This window comes from Nesterenkonia marinintestina, from assembly GCF_025420485.1.
Taxonomy (GTDB): domain Bacteria; phylum Actinomycetota; class Actinomycetes; order Actinomycetales; family Micrococcaceae; genus Nesterenkonia; species Nesterenkonia marinintestina.
Map to the genome: position 1 here is coordinate 1 of NZ_JAOEFD010000001.1, position 18,271 is coordinate 18,271.

General features: G+C 67.4%; 10 protein-coding genes. 4 read left to right on the top strand and 6 right to left on the bottom strand.

What is annotated here, in order from left to right:
• Positions 1–203: 203 nt before the first annotated feature.
• A complete protein-coding gene (locus tag N7E59_RS00005; RefSeq protein ID WP_261622860.1) occupies positions 204–1,565 on the bottom strand; it encodes a recombinase family protein in 1,362 nt (453 codons plus the stop codon).
• A gap of 83 nt (positions 1,566–1,648) precedes the next feature.
• On the opposite strand from N7E59_RS00005, the gene N7E59_RS00010 reads away from it, so the two are divergent.
• Positions 1,649–1,840, top strand: coding sequence for a hypothetical protein (locus tag N7E59_RS00010; protein WP_261622861.1), 192 nt, complete (start codon positions 1,649–1,651; stop codon positions 1,838–1,840).
• Between the two features lie 146 nt (positions 1,841–1,986).
• Here N7E59_RS00010 and N7E59_RS00015 read toward each other — a convergent pair whose 3' ends face one another.
• Positions 1,987–3,213, bottom strand: coding sequence for a CpaF family protein (locus N7E59_RS00015; protein WP_261622862.1), 1,227 nt, complete (start codon positions 3,211–3,213; stop codon positions 1,987–1,989).
• 327 nt (positions 3,214–3,540) lie between these two features.
• On the bottom strand, positions 3,541–4,548 hold the full coding sequence (locus N7E59_RS00020) for a TAXI family TRAP transporter solute-binding subunit (RefSeq protein ID WP_261622863.1): 1,008 nt from the start codon (positions 4,546–4,548) through the stop codon (positions 3,541–3,543).
• Positions 4,549–4,800: 252 nt separating this feature from the next.
• Between N7E59_RS00020 and N7E59_RS00025 the strand changes: the two genes are divergently transcribed.
• Entirely contained in the window at positions 4,801–6,978 is a 2,178-nt protein-coding gene (locus tag N7E59_RS00025) for a thiamine pyrophosphate-dependent enzyme (protein WP_261622864.1), read from the top strand.
• 495 nt (positions 6,979–7,473) lie between these two features.
• Positions 7,474–11,073 carry an FtsK/SpoIIIE domain-containing protein gene (locus N7E59_RS00030; protein WP_261622865.1) on the top strand — a complete coding sequence of 1,200 codons (3,600 nt, stop codon included), beginning with the start codon at positions 7,474–7,476 and terminating at the stop codon, positions 11,071–11,073.
• A gap of 58 nt (positions 11,074–11,131) precedes the next feature.
• On the opposite strand, the gene N7E59_RS00035 is transcribed toward N7E59_RS00030, so the two are convergent.
• The 3 genes from N7E59_RS00035 to N7E59_RS00045 all read right to left on the bottom strand — a co-directional run bounded on the left by N7E59_RS00035 (position 11,132) and on the right by N7E59_RS00045 (position 15,517).
• Entirely contained in the window at positions 11,132–11,878 is a 747-nt protein-coding gene (locus tag N7E59_RS00035; protein ID WP_261622866.1) for a lipoate--protein ligase family protein, read from the bottom strand.
• Entirely contained in the window at positions 11,875–12,687 is an 813-nt protein-coding gene (locus tag N7E59_RS00040) for a thioesterase family protein (protein ID WP_261622867.1), read from the bottom strand. The genes N7E59_RS00035 and N7E59_RS00040 overlap by 4 nt, the downstream gene beginning before the upstream one ends.
• 109 nt (positions 12,688–12,796) lie before the next feature.
• Positions 12,797–15,517 (bottom strand): bifunctional acetate--CoA ligase family protein/GNAT family N-acetyltransferase, encoded by a 2,721-nt coding sequence (locus N7E59_RS00045; RefSeq protein WP_261622868.1) that lies wholly within the window; start codon positions 15,515–15,517, stop codon positions 12,797–12,799.
• Positions 15,518–15,652: 135 nt separating this feature from the next.
• Between N7E59_RS00045 and N7E59_RS00050 the strand changes: the two genes are divergently transcribed.
• On the top strand, positions 15,653–18,235 hold the full coding sequence (locus N7E59_RS00050; RefSeq protein ID WP_261622869.1) for a DNA gyrase/topoisomerase IV subunit A: 2,583 nt from the start codon (positions 15,653–15,655) through the stop codon (positions 18,233–18,235).
• Positions 18,236–18,271: the final 36 nt, after the last annotated feature.

Below are 18,271 nucleotides of genomic sequence, written 5' to 3' on the forward strand. Positions count from 1 at the left end.
TGGCGCTGATGAATTCCGGTAGGCTATTCGCATTGTTGCCCGTGATGACGCGGATAATCCGTAACAACTCGCGGCGTCATGCGGCAGCGATTAGTGGGGGGACACGCCGTGAAACACTCCGTGGAACCATCCGGCCTGCCCACTCTCCACAGGTGTGGACTCTGTTGAGAGAAGTCCAGAACCCGGCGTGTCGCGGCGTGTCGTCAGGCCTTCGGGAGGATCTTCACGTCGGCAGGAATGAACTCTTTAGACCCCGGCTTCGAGTGAGGCTGGACCACCACGCGGACAAGGGCCTTCACCACTCCCCTACGTCGGTGGAGGTCCAAGGCATCCCACGCGGCGCGGATATCGTCGGCGTCCGTCAGGGACTCCAGGCCCGGGGTCATCGAGCTGGCGGCCAGTTGCTCATGAATCTCTCCCAGGCGCTCCTGCAGGCGCTCATTGGCAGCCCGCAGCTGCGCAGCGGTCAACTCACCGTCTGCGAACTCGGTTCCGAGTTGGACCTCCCGCTGTCTGAGGACATCGGCCTGCTCGACCAGAGCGTCCCTGTCGGGGGCGTTCGACTGAGGGGCCGCGGCCAGTCCATGACGCTGGATATAGCTGAGGATGAACCGGGTCACCATCTCGTCCAGGTTGTCGGCCTTGCGAGAGACATGGCCCAGGCTGGGGCATGTGTAGTAGCGCACCTTGTCACGACGATTCTTCGAGCGGAGGCCGGCTCCGCATACGCCGCATTCGGCCACAGTTGATAGGAGGTACTTGACCCTGTTGTGTCCGGGACCGACCCGACGATGCCGCATCTTAGAGACTGAGGCCTCCCATGTCTCCCGCGGTACCAGTGCGGGCCATTGAGCTTCCGTGCCCGTCAGCTCGCCCTTATGCTGCGCGAGGCCCGCGTACCGGGGGTTCAGCAGCACCCGGCGGACACCGCCCTGAGTCCATTGGTTCCCGCGGGTTGTGAGGATGCCGGCCGCGTTGAGCTGGCGTGCGAGCTGGTGCTGGGGTGTGCCGGCCAGGAAGTCCGTGAACAGTTGACGGACTGCCTCAGCTTCACGGGGCTCCGGGGTGACCTTGTCGGCCTGATATCCGAACGGTCGTTCGACTCCCCACGGCTTGCCCAGCTCGGCCCGCTGCTTGGCTGCTCGCTTCTGTCGAAACGACTTCATCTCGATCTCGCCACGGCTGAACGCGGCCTTGGTCCGTGCGAACGTGCGGCCGTTGACGGTGGTGAGGTCGGCCTCTCCGTTCGCGGTCACCAGGGCCAGGCCATGCTTCTCGGCGGCGTCGATCCAATCCTCAAGCTGGCGCGGCTGGCGGGTCAGGCGGTCTAGGTCGAACGTCACCAGCGCGTTGAACTTCCCGGCGACATAGTCCTGGCGCAGCTGCTCATAGCCTGGGCGCGTGACAGAATCCTTGTACGCCGACACGCTGTTGTCTGTGTACACGCCGATGAGGTTCCACCCGCGCCGCTCGACTATGGCGCGGCAGTCCTCCTCCTGTCGCTTGACCCCTAGCTCGTCGCCGTGGCGGTCGTATGACAGCCTCGTATAGATCGCTGCTCGCATACCCTCATGGTACGCCTACTTGACACGCTCGGATGGATGAGGGCCTCGGGCAGAGACATGCCGGCACGCACGGCGGAGCGGAGATGGTCGACGGCGTCTGGCCAGATCTCGCGGAGCACGGCCTGGCGCTTATCGGCCTGCCAGCGGAGCAGTGCGATCGGGACGACGGCACCGAAGGCGCCGAAGCAGAGCGCCAGCGGCAGCGCCGTAGTGAGCACCAGCACCGTCAGGAAGCTCACGAGACCGCACCCGACCATGGCGGTCAGCACTCCTGAGACGCCCACTCGCCTGTGGCCGGCCTCTGCCAGGAGGCGGCGGAGGCGGCTGGGGCGTCTTGACGCGGCGCGTCTCCGAGGCCTCGGCCAGAACGACCACCAGATCAGCAGCAGTCCGATGCCGAGAGTCAGTCCCAGTGCGACGCTCACAGCTCGACTCCTGCACGGGCGATGCGCACCTTCGCATCATCGTCGAGCTTCTTCGAGTCCAGAACTGCCGACGGGTTCCGACGCAGCTCCCCCTGGCGCCGCTCGAAGAGGGTCGTGGTCTCGATGGTCTCTCCCTCCACACGTCCTCCCACGGCCAGGATCTCTTCGACATGCCGATGTCCGTCGGAGCTTCGCGCGCAATGGACCACCAGATCGACGCAGGATGCCACTGTGGGAACGATGAAGCTCCTACTGATGTTCTCCCCGGCGAGCAGCGGAAGGGTGCAGATCTTGGTCAGAGCGTCATGGGCGCTGTTGGCGTGGACGGAGGCCATACCGCCGAGTCCGCTGTTCAGAGCCACCAGCATGTCCAGGCTCTCAGCCTCACGGACCTCACCCACGATGAGCCTGTCTGGACGCATCCGAAGAGCCTCCTTGACGAGTCGACGCAGGGGGATCTCTCCCTCGTCCTCGAGATTCGCCTGGCGACATTGCATCGCGACCACGTCGCGCAGGGGCAGCTGCAGCTCGAAGATCTCCTCCACAGTGATCACCCGCTCCCGGGGACCGACTGAGGCTCCGAGGCAGTTCAGCATGGTGGTCTTGCCGGCCTGGGTTGCCCCGGACACGAGGATGTTGAATCCCGAGCCGACGCACGCCTCAAGCACGGCGGCGGCCTCATCACTGAGTGAACCGCCCTGCACGAGGTCTCGCAGACCGGTGGCGCGACTGACGAACTTGCGGATGTTCACGGCCCAATGACGGCGGGTGATATCCGGAATGACCACATGGAGTCGCGAACCGTCGGGCAACGCTGCGTCGACGAACGGCGACGAGAGATCCAGGCGACGTCCCGAACTCTTCAGCATCCGCTCGACCAGATCGCGTATCCGCTCTTCGGAAAGAGTGATCGAGGTGAGTTCGGACCGTCCGTGACGAGCCACGAAGACCTGCTGCGGTCCGTTGATCCAGATCTCTTCGATGGAATCGTCGTCGAGGAGTGGCTGGAGCTCACCGAATCCGGCCACAGAGTCCAAGATGTGGCGGACAGCCTCGTTCGCCTCGCCGATCAGCGGCAATGAGGACGTCATAGACCGCCGGTCGTACTCCACGACTGCTGACTCGACCAGGTCCTCAAGGTCAGCCTGGTGGTCCTGAGGATCCAGACCGCGCATTCTGATCTGGTCCCGGACCTCATCCTCGACTATGGTCAGGGCGTCCACCGTGACCACTCCCCCTCACGTCACTCCGGTTCCGTACATCTGATTCACAGGCCCAACGAACCGCCGCACGACACCGATGTGCTCCCCGGCGGCGCCGCCACACAATCATGTCCGGCCGAGGACACGCAAAACTGGAGCCTCATACCTGTGGAGAACTTCGCCGATGTCTCCTGTCATCCACAGTTCACCGGCGTGCGGGAGTCCCGGCCGGCGTTCGATCCCTTCGATCATCGGAGTCGACGTCGGTAGGGATGGCACCGGCCTCGTGGGAGCACGTCGAGGCTGCAGAGGGGTTCCTCAGCGACGACAGGCTCCCCGGAGAGCGGATCAGGGCTCCTCGACGTCGTTCTCCTCGTAGTACCTCTCAGCGCCGGGGTGCATCGGCCCGTCGGCCAGGCCCAGCAGCGCGTTGTCGTGGCCGATCATCTCGCCCTGGGGCAGTGTGATGCGGTCAGACTCCTCGAAGATGAGCTCGGTCATCTCATAGACCATGTCCTCACTGACCTGGGTCGTAGAAGCGAAGAGTGCGGCGGTCACAGAGATCGTGGTGACGTCCTCCTCCATGAAGTCATAGGCATCCGACTCCATGGTGAACTCGTCGAAGTCAGTGTCCTCCGTCAGTTCATCGATGACGTCCGGATCGATTCCCAGGAGTGAGATGTCGGTGCCTGCGGCCAGCTGATCGACCGCGGCGTTCGGAGTCCCCACGGTGAACAGGGAGGCATCGATGTTCCCGTCCTGCATCAGGGACGCGGAGTCGTTGAACTCCTCCTCGTACGGGGTGTAGTCGCCCTCCTCGATGCCGTGGGCCTCGAGGATCGCGTCAGAGATGGCTCGGGTGCCTGACCCCGGTGCCCCGACCGCGACGGACTTGCCCTCGAGGTCCTCGATGGATTCGATCCCCGCCGAGTCCGCGACGATCAGGTGCATCGCCTCGGGGTACAGTCCGGCGACCCACCCGACGTTGGAGACATCGGCGTCCTCGAAGTCACCGTCGCCGCGGATGGCCATGGCGAACGTGTCGGACTGTGCCAGACCGAGCTGCATGTCCTCCTGGGAGATCCCCCCGATGTTGGCGACCGAAGCGTCACTGGTGATCGTCTCGACGGTCAGGTCGTCGATGTTCTCCTCCCATATCTGGGCGTACTCCCCCGCCAGGGGGTAGTAGACGCCGGTGGTCCCGGCGGTACCGAACGTCAGAGTGTCGACGAAGTCCTCTTCATCGCCGATCTCCAGGTCCTCGGCGTCGGACTGATCATCATCGGAGCCGCATCCGGCCAGCAGGACGAGCCCCGAGATCGATGCGATGGCCAATGCGGTTCTGCGGATAGACATGCCTCATCGTCCTCTCTTGATCCGAGAAACGTGAACAAGGAAAAGGCAATACCGTTTCTCGCATGAAGCTTACCGTAGCCTATGGTGTAGATCACATCAAGGTCCGCAGCGGCGAATCGAAACGTGACGACGGATGGGCATCACCTACGGACGGCCCGCGACATTCCACGTCCGTGAGTAGTCTGAGACCACGGTCCTCTCGACGGTTCACACGCCACCCCAGAATCAGCTGACTCGAACCGGAGGTGCTGAATGAACAGCATTGACGAACACTTCAGGAATGCCGTCTCTGCGTATCAGGGGGTCGAGGTTCGACCGGAGTCGGAAGTCCCGCCGGTCGTCCTTGAGCGGCTGTTCCGTGCGCAGGTGCAGAGTCGGCACCTAGATTTCGCGGCCCGCTGGCTCCAGTCGGAAGGCGCCGGCTACTACACCATCGGTTCTGCCGGTCATGAGAGCAACGCCGCCCTGGGTCTGCTGTCCCGGGTGGACGATCCCGCACTGCTGCACTATCGCTCGGGCGGCTTCTACGCGGCACGAGCACAGATGGCCGGGCACAGCACCGGTGCTCGGGACGTGCTGATGAGCCTGACCTGCTCGACCGAGGACCCCATCTCAGGGGGACGGCACAAAGTGTTCGGCCACCCGGACCTGAACATCATTCCTCAGACATCGACCATCTCCTCGCATATTCCGCGCGCGGTCGGCCTGGCATTCGCCCTGGGATTGAGCCGAGCGGATCAGACGGTCACACCATGGTCCGACGACGCGGTGGTCATCTGCAGCTTCGGGGACGCGTCGGTGAACCATTCCACGGCGACCGGAGGATTCAATGCAGCCGGGTACATGAGCCATCGCGGCCTGGAGTGTCCCGTGCTCTTCGTCTGCGAGGACAACGACATCGGCATCAGCACCAGGACCCCGGAGGGCTGGACCGAAGCGGCGCTGAGCAGCCTCCCCGGTGTCGACTACTGGTCCGTCGAGGGGGCCGATCCGGAGTCCCTGCTCCGAGTCACGGAGCAGGCGTTGGACACAGTCCGGGTTCAGCGCCGGCCCGGTGTCCTGCACCTCCGCACCGTGCGATTCATGGGACATGCAGGCTCGGACGCAGAGATCGCCTACAGGACGCACACGGAGATCGTCGCCGACTACATGCGTGACCCGGTGCTGAAGACGGCGGAACGGCTGATCGACCAGGGCATCCGAACATCGGCCGAGATCCTTCAGGACTATGAGCAATCACGGGATCAGGTGATGGATGTCGCTCGCGAGCTGATCGACACATCGCGTCTGAAGACTCCCCACGACGTGATGAAGCCCCTCTCACTGCCCACCCCCGAGTCATCGACGACCGTCGTCCCGTCACAACGGGTCAGAGAGCAGACATGGGGTGACCGACTGCCCGAACACACGAAGCCGATGACACTGGCCCAGGCGATCAACACCACCCTGATCGATCAGATGGCGCACGACCGACAGGTGCTCGTCTTCGGAGAGGACGTCGGGACGAAGGGGGGCGTCTACGGGGTGACTCGGGGGCTGCGCAAGCGGTTCGGCGGCCGACGCGTCTTCGATACCCTGCTGGACGAGCAGACGATCCTCGGCACAGCGCTGGGCGCCGCCCTCGTGGGCTATACGCCCGTGCCAGAGATCCAGTACCTGGCCTACCTGCACAATGCAGAGGACCAACTACGCGGCGAAGCCGCGACGCTGCGTTTCTTCTCCGCCGGCCAGTACCAGAACGGGATGGTCGTTCGGATCGCGGGGCTGGCGTACCAGAAGGGCTTCGGCGGTCATTTCCACAACGACAACTCTCTGGCGGTCCTGCTCGACATTCCGGGGGTCATCGTCGTCGTGCCCAGCCATCCGGCTGAGGTGCCGGAGCTGCTCCGAACCTGCTTCGACCTTGCCCAGCGCGACGGCCGCGTATGCATCTTCGTCGAACCGATCGCGCTCTATCACACCCGTGACCTGCATGAGCCCGGCGATGGCCTGTGGACGGCCGGGTACCGTCCGCCCTCTGAGCAGATAGGTGCGTCCCCCCTGGGAGAGATCACCCGGCATGGAGACGGCCGGGACCTGCTGATGGTGACGTTCGGAAACGGCCTGCCCATGAGCCTCCGTGCCGCACGGACCTTGGCTGATGCCGACGTAGCCACGACGACTGTGGACCTGCGTTGGCTCGCTCCCCTTCCGGAGGAGGCGCTTCTGTCGGCGGCCTCCGAGTTCTCCGCCGTCCTCATCGTCGACGAGACCCGTCGCAGCGGCGGGGTGTCGGAGCACATCGTCGCTGCTCTGATCGACGGAGGCTACCGAGGCAGACTGGCCCGGATCACCAGCGCCGACAGCTTCATCCCACTGGGCCCGGCCGCACACACAGTGCTGCTCGGAGAAGACGACATCGTGCAGGCCGCCGAGGATCTTCTGACCTGATCCACGGACCGGTCGAGTCGCCGCACGAGCACAGCCGACCGACCATTCGCAACAGGTGCGCCCATCCGCCTGTGGACAGACCGCTTCATAGGTGCGCTCATCCACAGGTCACGTGGATCGCCCCTCCCCCGGCCTCGTCCGGGTCCTAGCCTGGGCCGCAGCACACCCCCGTGCCGCACCCGCCGAACTGCTGAAGGATCCTCTCCGATGCCCCTCGTCGTGAGTCTCGTCCATCACCCAGCTTCCGTATCTCGGGAGCAGTGGCGACGACTGCGCGCGTCCGCTCCCGGCCCTCACCCGCATGAGGTCCGCCTCGCCGTCGCCGGGGGCCATCAGGCCCCCGGTGCGGAGATCCGTACCGCGCTGCGGGATTGGGTCGCCCAGGTGCTCGGGGGTCCTCCGCACCGGGTCCCGGCGATGTATGTCGCTGGATCGGACCTGTCCCACATCGCGTCCGGCTCCGCGCAGATCCATCCTGGGATGGTGGTGACCCTCATGCCTGACGAGCCGGCAGACGGTCCTGTCGCACGGGCGGACTTCGGTCTGAGACTCTGCGTGGACCAGGGACCCGACGCCGGTCAGGTCTACGCGCTGGGGCGCGGGTCCAGCGATGTGGGCCGCGCAGCCGACCAGGTGCGCATCGCTGATCCACGGTTGGGCCGCCGGCATCTGACCATCGAGGTCGGCACTCGGTCGGTCCGACTCCGTCGAAGCCCGGAAGGATCCCGCCGACGTCGTCCCAGGACCGACACCTGGTCCGCCGAATCACCGCTCGTCATCGGTGACTCCACGCTGACCCTGCTCAACACAGTCTCACCTGCGCCGACGTCACGACGATGGCCGCCTCCGTCCGAGGTGGTGACGGAGAAGCCCCCCGAGGGTCGGCACCGAATGATGCTGATCATGGCACTGGTGCCGATGGTGATAGGTATCGTCCTGGTGACCGTCACAGGAATGTGGTTCTTCCTGCTCTTCAGCGCCGTCTCAGCTCTCGTCGCCGGTGCGACGGTCATCGACGCCCGACGCCGACGTCGACGATTCCGCGCCGCAGTCTCACAGGCCGCGCACCGGTGGGCCGAGTCTGTGGACTCCGCCTGTCCGACGCCCGGACGGCTGGCGGCGACGATCGGTGAGGCTGCGGGCCGCCCGAACAGACTGGCTGCCGGAGCCCTCGGACTGGTTGAGGACCGTCCGCCGTTCCGTGTGCTGCGGTGCGGTCGGGCCGTTCTGACTCCAGACCTCTCGATGCCCTCCGGCATCGACATGCCGGAGCGGACCCGGGTCGACGCAGTCCTGGCGCTCGAGACACCGGCGGCTCATGCCACTGAGATCGCAGGCCCGGCCCGAGGCCTCGAACGCACAGCCCGATGGCTCGTCGTCCAGATGCTCATCCGTCCAGCTCCGGAACGCGGCACCGTGCTCCTGGCAGGACGAGCCCGATCCGTCCTCTCAGACCTCACACCAGAACTGCCTGACCTGATCCGCTCGAATGACGCTGCGGACATCAGAGAGTTCCTCGACACACCTGTCACCCCGATCCTCGTGTGCCGCAGCGAGGATCTTCGTGATCGTGAGGGAGACCCCACTGCACTGGCACGCCGCGCCGAGGACCTCCAGCGACAGGGCTGGCACGTGATGGTCCTCCGCCCCGAGGGTGCCGGCGGTCATCCGATCACCTGCCGGATCCGCCTGGACCTGACAGCCCACATACGAGAAGAGACGGATACAGACGGCCGCAGGTTCACCAGCGCCGAGAATGTGCTCGTCGACGGAGTGTCCGACGGGACGGCAGCTCGGATGCTGCGTCGTGCTCTTCCCTCCAGTACGAGCCTCACGGGAGCGACTCACATTCCGGACTATGTCACTGAGCAGCTACCGGAGCAGCTCATGGTCAGGAGCGCCGCGCAAGACCTCGCGACCGTTCTGGGAGTCTCGAGGAACGGGCCCCTGAGCCTGGACCTGGTGACCGACGGTCCACATATCCTCGTCGCCGGGACCTCAGGCTCCGGCAAGTCTGAGTTCCTGAAGGCACTGATGCTCAGCTGGGCCGGTCGGTACGGACCCGACGAACTGAACTTCATGCTCTTCGACTTCAAAGGCGGAGCCGCGTTCCGACGGATCGCCGACATCGAACATTCGCTGGGTCTCGTCACGGACCTCTCCAAGGCCCAGGCGGAGAGGACTCTCGAGGCCGTCCGCTCAGAACTGACCCGGCGGGAGGAGCTGTTCCTGGAGGCCGACGCCGCAGACTACCCCGAATTCAGGCGACGCCGACCCCGGGAACCGCTGCCTCGGATCCTCGTCGTGATCGACGAGTTCCGGATCTTCTCCCATGAGCTGCCGGACACGATGGACGAGCTGATGCGCCTGTCCACCCTGGGGCGCTCTCTCGGACTTCACCTGATCCTGTCCACCCAGCGTCCGCAGGGGGTCGTCACCGCCGACATCCGTGCGAACATCGGGGCAGTCGTCGCACTCCGGCTGCGCAGCTCTGACGAGTCGCAGGACCTGGTCGGCACACCGGCCGCTGCAGATATCTCACGGCGGTCTCCGGGACGAGGCATCATCGCGCGACCGGGAGAACCGCCGCAGGAGTTCCAGAGCGCCCTCATCGTTCCCCGGACCTCTGGACTCCGAGCACACCCGGCACAGGAGGTCGGACGTGAGATGCCGCGCGAACACGATCACGAGAACGCTGATGCGGTCGCCGCCGTGGTGGGGCAGGAGGTGTCGGTCCGCAGCCTGCGACGCAGCCACACGCCGGTGCTCGAGCCCCTTCCTGGCTGGTTGCACGTCTGCGGGGACGACCGCGCGGCAGGCGCCGCGGTCGTCGGTCGCATCGACAGACCTTCGCACCAAGCCCAGGACGCCCTCGTGTTCGATCCTGAGGAGAGTACGAGCCTCGGACTGATCGGCGAGGCCGCCTCGGGAGGACGTGAAGCGCTGCGGATGCTCGCACTCCAACTCCTCGACGGTCCTCACCGGGTCCACCTCTACCTGCTCGACGCCGACGGTGCGCTCGAGGGCCTCCAAGAACATGCACGCGTCGGAGCCGCGCTCACCGACGAACACCGTCCGGAGTTCGACCACCTGCTGCTTCGGCTGAAGGATGAGCTCTCCCGCCGCCGAACCCGTCCGGGGCCTCACACGCCGATCGTGGTGCTCATGAGCGGGCACAGCCAGTGGCACGCGCTGAATCAGTCCTTCGGCGCCGCCGGGATGGATCATGTGATGGGCACCCTGATCGCAGAGGGCGCTCAGGTCGGCATCACCGTAGTCATCTCGGGCGGACGCGAACTCGCCTCCGGAAAGCTCGGTGCGCGGTTCTCGCGTCGCGTCTACCTCCCCTACGGCGTCTCCCAGGACTCACGGTTCCTCTGGCCCAAGCTCCGGGAGGTGGATCCGGTCCCCGGCCGCGGAGTACACGTCAGCCCGGAGACGCCGGCCGCAGGTCACGAAGTTCAGCTCGCGGGTGCGTGCGACGTGGACCGCCCGAGATCACCGTCCCCGGACGAACCGCGACCAGATATCGTCGTGAGACCTCTGCCCGAGGACTTGGCCCTCAGCCAGCTCGCTCATCGACCCGGTGAGGACGAGGCTGTCCTCGGCGTGCGGCAGTTCAGCCTCGCTCCCGTCACGCTCACCCCTGCAGGTGTGACTCTCGTGTCGGGTGCACCGGGCACAGGCAGGACCAATGCCCTGCGAGTCATCGAGGCCCAGATCCCCAAGACCCTGTGGGTCGGACCGCAGACCTCTGTTCCGACCCATCTCGACGAGGCGCCTTCCCTGGTGCTGGTCGACGACGCCGACCGGTGCACGCCGGCACATCATCGCCTGGTCGAACAGTGCCTCGACGCCGGGGCGGCCGTCGTCGCCACAGCTGCGCCCACCCCGGCGCTGTGGAGCCGCATCCCGTGGTCGCACCATGCACGGACCGCGGGCGAACATCTCCTCCTCAGTCCGACCCAGCGGTCCCAGTCCGACGTCTTCGCCACTCCGGTGCCCCTGCTCGACCGTCCCGTACCAGGCCGTGCGGTCCATCTGCGGAGCACGGGACCGGAGATGATCCAGTGGCTCCGACACGGCGACTCCTGACCCGCCGACCGTGAGATCACCAAGCAACTGTTCGGCAGGTGGAATCACAGTCGACGGGTCAGCCGCGAGCCGACTCATCCAGAAGCTCCGGAGCAGCCGGCGCAAGGTCGGTGTGCTCGGAGTAGGCGTCTAGCACCGCCTCGGCGACCTTCTCGACCGTCACCTCCGCCACGAGATCCTGTGCCGAGCCGGCGGTCAGCGGATCCCACTCCATGTCCAGAGCCTCATAGGCCTCGGAGAGTACGCCCCTGATGGGCGACGAGTCTTCGACGATGATCGCCGAGGAGAACAGCCAGCCGGTGCCGATGACCCGCTGGGCGGAGCCGATGAGCTTCACCCGGCGATCCGGCTCCCCCGCAGCGACCCCGTGGATGGTGTGCTCCCCCGGACAGTACTCCCCCGGCAGCTCACCGATCCGAGCGTCCACCCCGCACTCCTCCAAGGCGCGGCGCAGCACCTCTCCCAGGAGTGAGAAGCGACCCTGGGAGTCGATGACCGGATCGTCGTCGGGCTGGATATGGTCCACCACCAGACACCCATGGTGGTACGCGGCCGCCCGGCCGCCGGCACGTCGCACCAGAGGTGTGAACCCGCGACGCCGGCAGGCCTCAGCGGCCTCATCGAACCCGGGAAGGCGCCGGTCACGCTGCCCGAACGCCACCGTGGGCTCGGGCCGATACAGACGCAGCATCGGAGGGGTCTCCCCGCGGCGTGTTCCCTGGAGGAGGGTCACCGCCGCCTGCAGATCTGCGGCCGCCCCCAGCGTCCTGTCCTGCCGCAGGACGGCGAGCTGCCCGGCGATCATGCGCCCGGCGCGGGACGGACCGTGAGGATCTGCTCGCTGCGGCCGAAGGGCCCCTCGACGTCGTGCAGCACCGCCGAGGTCAGCCCGATGCCGTCGGTGCCGTAGGTCTGCTGCGCCTGCACTCCCAGCCACTCCCCGACCGGGCTGCGGTGCAGGTGGATCTGAAGGTCCACGTTCGGGAACATCCACGAGTCGGGCCCCGGTTCCACCCGCGGCGCCACCCCGTTGGCGGTGTCCACCAGGCCCAGCAGACGCACCAACGACGACGTCTCCACCCCATCCACCAAGGGGTACGGAGTGCGCAGCCACACCAGGCCGCGCCCCGGACGAAGCTGCGGATCCTTCCGGAACTCCAGACCCCGGATGTACCCGCCGGGCCAGACCTCCATACCGTCCCACCGGTCGAACTCCTCCGGCCCCGGCACAGCCTCGTCCTCCACGACGGCCACCGGGGATGAGTCTCCGGTGATCAGGCGCCAGGCCCGTGCCACGATGCAGGTCCGACCTGCCCCGATCATCTCGGCCTCGACCAGCTCGATGGTCCGCCCCGGACGGATCATGCGCGTCCTGACCTCGAACTCTCCTCCGGGGATCAGGCCGTGGATGTCCAGGCTCATGCGAGCGATCCGCATCTCCTCGCGCGGCTCGAAGCGTTCCAACACGTGGGTCAGGATGCCGGTGGCGGGAGCCATGTGCTGCTCATGCGGGTTCCACGCACCCTGAGCGTGCACCGTCGAGCGGAACCGTCCGTCGCCGAGGTCCTCATAGAAGAAGTCCCCCACCGCCAGCTCTGGGGTCTCGCTGCTCATCTCAGAATTCCTCCTCACCCCGACGGGGGTCGACGCGGCACGGCCGGTGACCCTCCCGGATCACATCCTCTGACACCCTATATCTCGGCGGACCGAGTCGAGGGTCGGCTCAGTACTGCGACAGCGCCCGGCGGGCCGAGTCCGTGCGCTGCGAGGAGTCGGCGATCTCGATCCGCACGTGCAGCAGGTTCGTGCCCTCCGCCGAGGCCAGCAGCGGGGCGACCTCGAGCAGGGCGACCTGCGGATGGTTGTCCTTCAGCATCGCGATCCGCTGCAGGGTGTCCTCCAGTGCGGCCATATCCACGCCCGGGATCCCCTGGTGACCCTGCAGCTTCACCGCCGCCCTCGGACGGCGGATCAGTCGGCGAAGGTCCTTGTCAGTCATGGGAGGGACGGCGTGGGCCCAGTCGTCGAGCAGATCCACCGCATCACCTGAGATCCCGAACGACACCACCGGCCCCATGAGCGGATCCTCGATGGCGCGGACCATGCACCCCTGACCGGGTGACGCCATCGCCTGGACCTCAAGCTCCGAACCGCCGTAGCGCTCCAGATCAGCGCGCATGTCCTGGACCGCGCGGCGCAGCATCGACTCATCGGTGATGCTCAGGCGCACTCCGCCCAGATCGAGCCGATGACGCAGATAAGCATTCGCCGCCTTCAGCGCCACCGGATACCCGATGTCCTCAGCGACCGCGACCGCCTCATCCTCGGACTCGAAGGCCACCGAAGGCAGGGCCGAGAGGCCGTAGACATCCAACAGCTCTCGGCACTGCTCAGCGTCCAGCCGCTGCAGCTCCGTGCCGCCGCGGGAGTCCAACCACCCCTCGATCAGCTCCTCGGCACGCTTCTGGGGCGCCGAGGAATCCAGACCGGCGGGCACCAGCGGCTCCCCGACACCGTCCCGGCGCCACCGCTGATAACGCACGACGGCGGCCAGAGCCTCCACAGACCGGGCCGGGGCGGAGAAGACCGGCACTCCGGGCTGCGGCGAACCCGCATCTGAGCCGGCGGCGGCATCGCCGATGAAGTTCAGCGGCACCTGCGGATCCAGCACGCCGATCAGGGACACGACCACGGGGATCTCCGCCTCCCGGGCCGCCGCGGCGATGGTGGAGGTCCAGTCCGGCATGTCCCCGGTGATCGAGGGCTGCAGGCACAGGGCGATCGAGTCCACATCGTCGGCCGCCGCCATCCGGCTCAGCGCCTCCTGCAGGGCGGCCGTGGCCTCACGATGCGTGCCCTCGAGGTCCAGGTCGCCCACGATCTGCGTGGTCCGCATCCCGTGGGAGTCGGCGGCGTCGGCCAGCACGCGGGCCAGCGACGGTGCGTTGGAGAGCACCCCCAGGCGTCCCCCGGACGGCAGCGGCTGGGTGGCGAGGATCTGCAGCACGTCCATCAGCGCGTCGTGGTTTCCGACCTGGATGACCCCGGAGTGCTCCAGCATCGAGTCCACCGCGCCCTGCGGCGCCCGGGTGGTGCGCACCTCGTGTCCGGGCGGCAGGCGACGGCCCATCACGTCGGACTTCGCCACGACCACGGGTTTGCTCCGGGACAGACGACGGGCGATCCGGGAGAACTTGCGCGGATTGCCGAAGCTCTCCAGGTACACGCCCACCGCGGCGGTGGCGTCGTCGTCCTCGAAGTACTGCATGGCGTCGTTGCCCGAGAGATCGGCCCGGTTGCCCGCGGATATCACCGAACTCAGACCCATGGCCCGTCGGTGCGCCGCGGCGAACAGGGAGACCCCGATCGACGCGGACTGGCTGAACAGGCCCACGCGCCCGCGCAGCGGCATCGTCGGTGAGAGCGAGGCGTTGAGCGAGACCTCCGGATCCGTGTTGAGGAGTCCCACCGAGGCCGGGCCGATCACCCGCATCCCGTAGCGCCGGGCCAGACGCACCAGCTCACGCTGATCGATGCCCTCGTCGTCCTCGGCGTCCAGGCCGTCGGAGAACACGAGGATGCCGCGCACCCCGTGCCGCCCGCAGTCGGCGACCACCGAGGCCAGCTCCTCCCGCGGAACCGCCACCACGGCCAGATCCACGTCGCCGCCCGACTCCTCCAGCGTGGCGTAGGCCTCCGTGCCCCCGACCTCGAACGCCTCCGGGTTGATGGAGCTCACACCGCCGGCGAAGCGCCCCTCCACGATGTTCTGCAGGACGTGATAGCCCACCGCGCCGAACGTCCGGGAGGCTCCGAACACCGCCACCTGCTGCGGGGCCAGCAGCTCCCCGACGCTGCGCGCCTCGGCACGGTGCTCCCGGGACTCCATCACCTCACGGGACCGGTCGGTGGGATCGATGGAGAACTCCAGCAGGACTACGCCGTCCTCGAAGCGACGCTGGACCTCGTAGCCGGCCTCGGAGAACACGACAAGCATCTTCCGATTCTCCGGGAGCACCTCGGCGCTGAACCGTTCGATGCCGCGCTCGCGGGCGGCGGCCGCCAGATGCTCCAGCAGGATCGACCCCAGTCCCCGGCCCTGATGCGCGTCGGAGATGTTGAAGGCGACCTCGGCCTCGCCGGTGTCGTCGATCCGGTCGAAGCGACCCACCCCGATGATCTCGTCGTCGAGCAGGATGACGAAGGCCACCCGGTCCACATAGTCCACCTCGGTGAACCGTCTGAGCTCCTTCTCGGTGAGCGCGGACTTATAGGTGAAGTAGCGCAGATAGATGGAGGACTCCGACTGTCCGGCGTGCATGCGCTGGAGACGGTCGGCATCCTCGATGCTGATCGGACGGAGGTGGGCGGCCGCACCGTCACGCAGTACGACGTCGGCCTCCCAGTGGTCGGGATAGCGGCGGGAGGGGCTGACGCGTGCCATGACCTCACTCTAGGTCATGGGCCGGGCCCGGCCACCGGGTCAGGAGCCGGAGATCCCCGGAATCTGCGGGATGTGGTCGTAGGATCGATGACGGACATCGGCCGCCGACACCCGTGAGGACGACCCCCAGACACCATGGCCCGACGCACCACAGCCTCCGGCTCCCGCTCCGGCTCCGGGGAGCAGCCTCCGGTGACGCCGGAGGAGCAGATCATCGACATCGACGTCTCCGCAGAGATGGAGACCTCGTTCCTCGAGTACGCCTACTCGGTGATCTACTCCCGCGCCCTGCCCGACGCCCGGGACGGCCTGAAGCCGGTGCAGCGCCGGATCCTCTACATGATGTCCCAGATGGGGCTGCGCCCGGACCGCGGACACGTGAAGTCCGCCCGGGTGGTCGGTGAGGTCATGGGCAAGCTGCACCCCCACGGGGACGCGGCCATCTACGACGCCCTGGTGCGCCTGGCCCAGCCCTTCTCCCTGCGCCTCCCCCTGGTGGACGGCCACGGAAACTTCGGTTCCCTCGACGACGGGCCCGCCGCACCCCGGTACACCGAGGCGCGGATGACCGCCGCGGCGATCTCCATGACGACGGACCTCGACGAAGACGTCGTGGACTTCGAGCCGAACTACGACAACCAGATGACCCAGCCCTCGGTGCTGCCCGCCGCCTTCCCCAATCTCCTGGTCAACGGAACCTCCGGCATCGCTGTGGGCATGGCGACGAACATGGCCCCGCACAACCTGCGCGAAGTCGTCGCAGGCGCCAAGCACCTGGTGCGCAGCCCGCACGCCGGCCTCGACGAGCTCATGGAGCACATCCCCGGCCCGGATCTGCCCTCGGGCGGTCGGATCGTGGGCACCGAGGGGATCCGGGACGCCTACCGGACCGGCCGCGGCTCGTTCAAGACCCGCGCCACCGTCTCGATCGAACAGGTCTCGGCCCGCCGGACCGGAATCGTGGTCACCGAGCTGCCCTACATGGTCGGTCCGGAGAAGGTCATCGAGAAGATCAAGGACGCCGTCCAGGCGAAGAAGCTCACCGGCATCGCCGACGTGCTGGACCTGACCGACCGCAAGCACGGACTGCGCATGGTCATCGAGCTCAAGACCGGCTTCGACCCCAAGGCCGTGCTCGGCCAGCTCTACCGGCTCACACCGATGGAGGACTCCTTCGGGATCAACAACGTGGCCCTGGTCGACGGCCAGCCGCGGGTCATGGGCCTGGTGGAGATGCTCCAGGTCTACGTGGACCACCGCATCCGAGTCGTCCGCCGCCGCACCACGTTCCGCCTGACCAAGCGCCGCGAGCGGCTGCACCTGGTCGAAGGTCTGCTCATCGCCATCCTCGACATCGACGACGTCATCCAGATCGTCCGGGCCGCCGAGGACACCGCCACCGCCCGTGAGCGGCTCATCGCGGTCTTCGACCTCACCGTCCCGCAGGCGGACCACATCCTGGAGCTTCGTCTGCGCCAGCTCACCCGCTACTCCACCCTGGAGCTCGAGCAGGAGAAGAGCCGACTGGAGGAGGAGATCGCCGAACTCGCCGCGATCCTCGACTCGGAGGAGCGGCTGCGCGAGACGGTCGCCGGAGAGCTGGACGCCGTCGCCGAGGCCCACGGCGACGACCGACGCACCCGGCTGCTGGAGGCCGACTCCCTCGAGACGCCCCAGCCCCCGAAGGGCCGGGCGGCCGAGGCCCCCTCCGCGGGCCTGCAGATCGCCGACGACCCCTGCTGGGTGCTGCTGTCCACCTCCGGCCAGCTGGCGCGCACCACCGACCGCTCTCCCCTCCTCAGCCCGAGCCGACGGCACCGCCACGACGCCCTGACGTCCGTGGTCGCCGCCTCGGCGCGCGGAGAGATCGGAGCGGTCACCTCCGCCGGGCGGATGATCCGGGTTCCGGTGGTCGACATGCCCGCCGTCGAAGTCGCCTCGGGGCGGGTGAACCTGAACCAGGGTGCGAAGGTCAGGGACTTCCTCGCCCTGGACCGGCGGGAGCTGCTGCTCGGCTTCGTCCCCCTGGACGCGGTCGTCGCCCTCGGCACGGCCGAGGGACGCGTCAAGCGTGTGAACCCCGAGTACCCGCTCAACAGAGACGAGTGGGAGGTCATGGCGCTCAAGGGGCGCGACAGGATCGTAGGGGCCGCCGTGGCCGCCGAAGACGGCGACCAGCTCGTCTTCCTCACCGCGCAGGCTCAGCTGCTGCGCTACGACGCCGCGACGGTGCGCCCGCAGGGCCGGACCGCGGCCGGAATGGCAGGTGTCCGGCTGAGCGCCGACGACGAGGTCATCAGCTTCACCGCGGTCCCGGCGGCCGTCACCGCCGAGGACGCGGCACCCGGATCGGCCGCAGTGGTGACCGTGGCGACCGGGGACGAGCCCTTGGAGGGCTTCGAATCGGGATCGGTCAAGGTCTCCGACCTCTCCGAGTTCCCCGCCAAGGGTCGCGGCACTGCGGGCGTTCGGGCCCATCGGTTCCTGCGCGGCGAGGACCGGCTGCGGCTGGCCTGGGCCGGAGCCGCGCCCGCTCTGGGGGCGGCGAAGAACGGCTCGGCCCGAGCCCTGCCGGTGGAGATGGGACGCCGCGACGGGTCCGGCGTGCCCCTGGACAGCACACTCGACGCCGTGGCCTCGGATCCCGAGGTCCTGGCCCAGCAGGCGGTGCGCACCCCGGGCGCCGCGGACGGCGCCGACGCCGCCGAACACGGCTGAGTCGGACACTACTACCGGCTGTAGAAATCCCCTGGT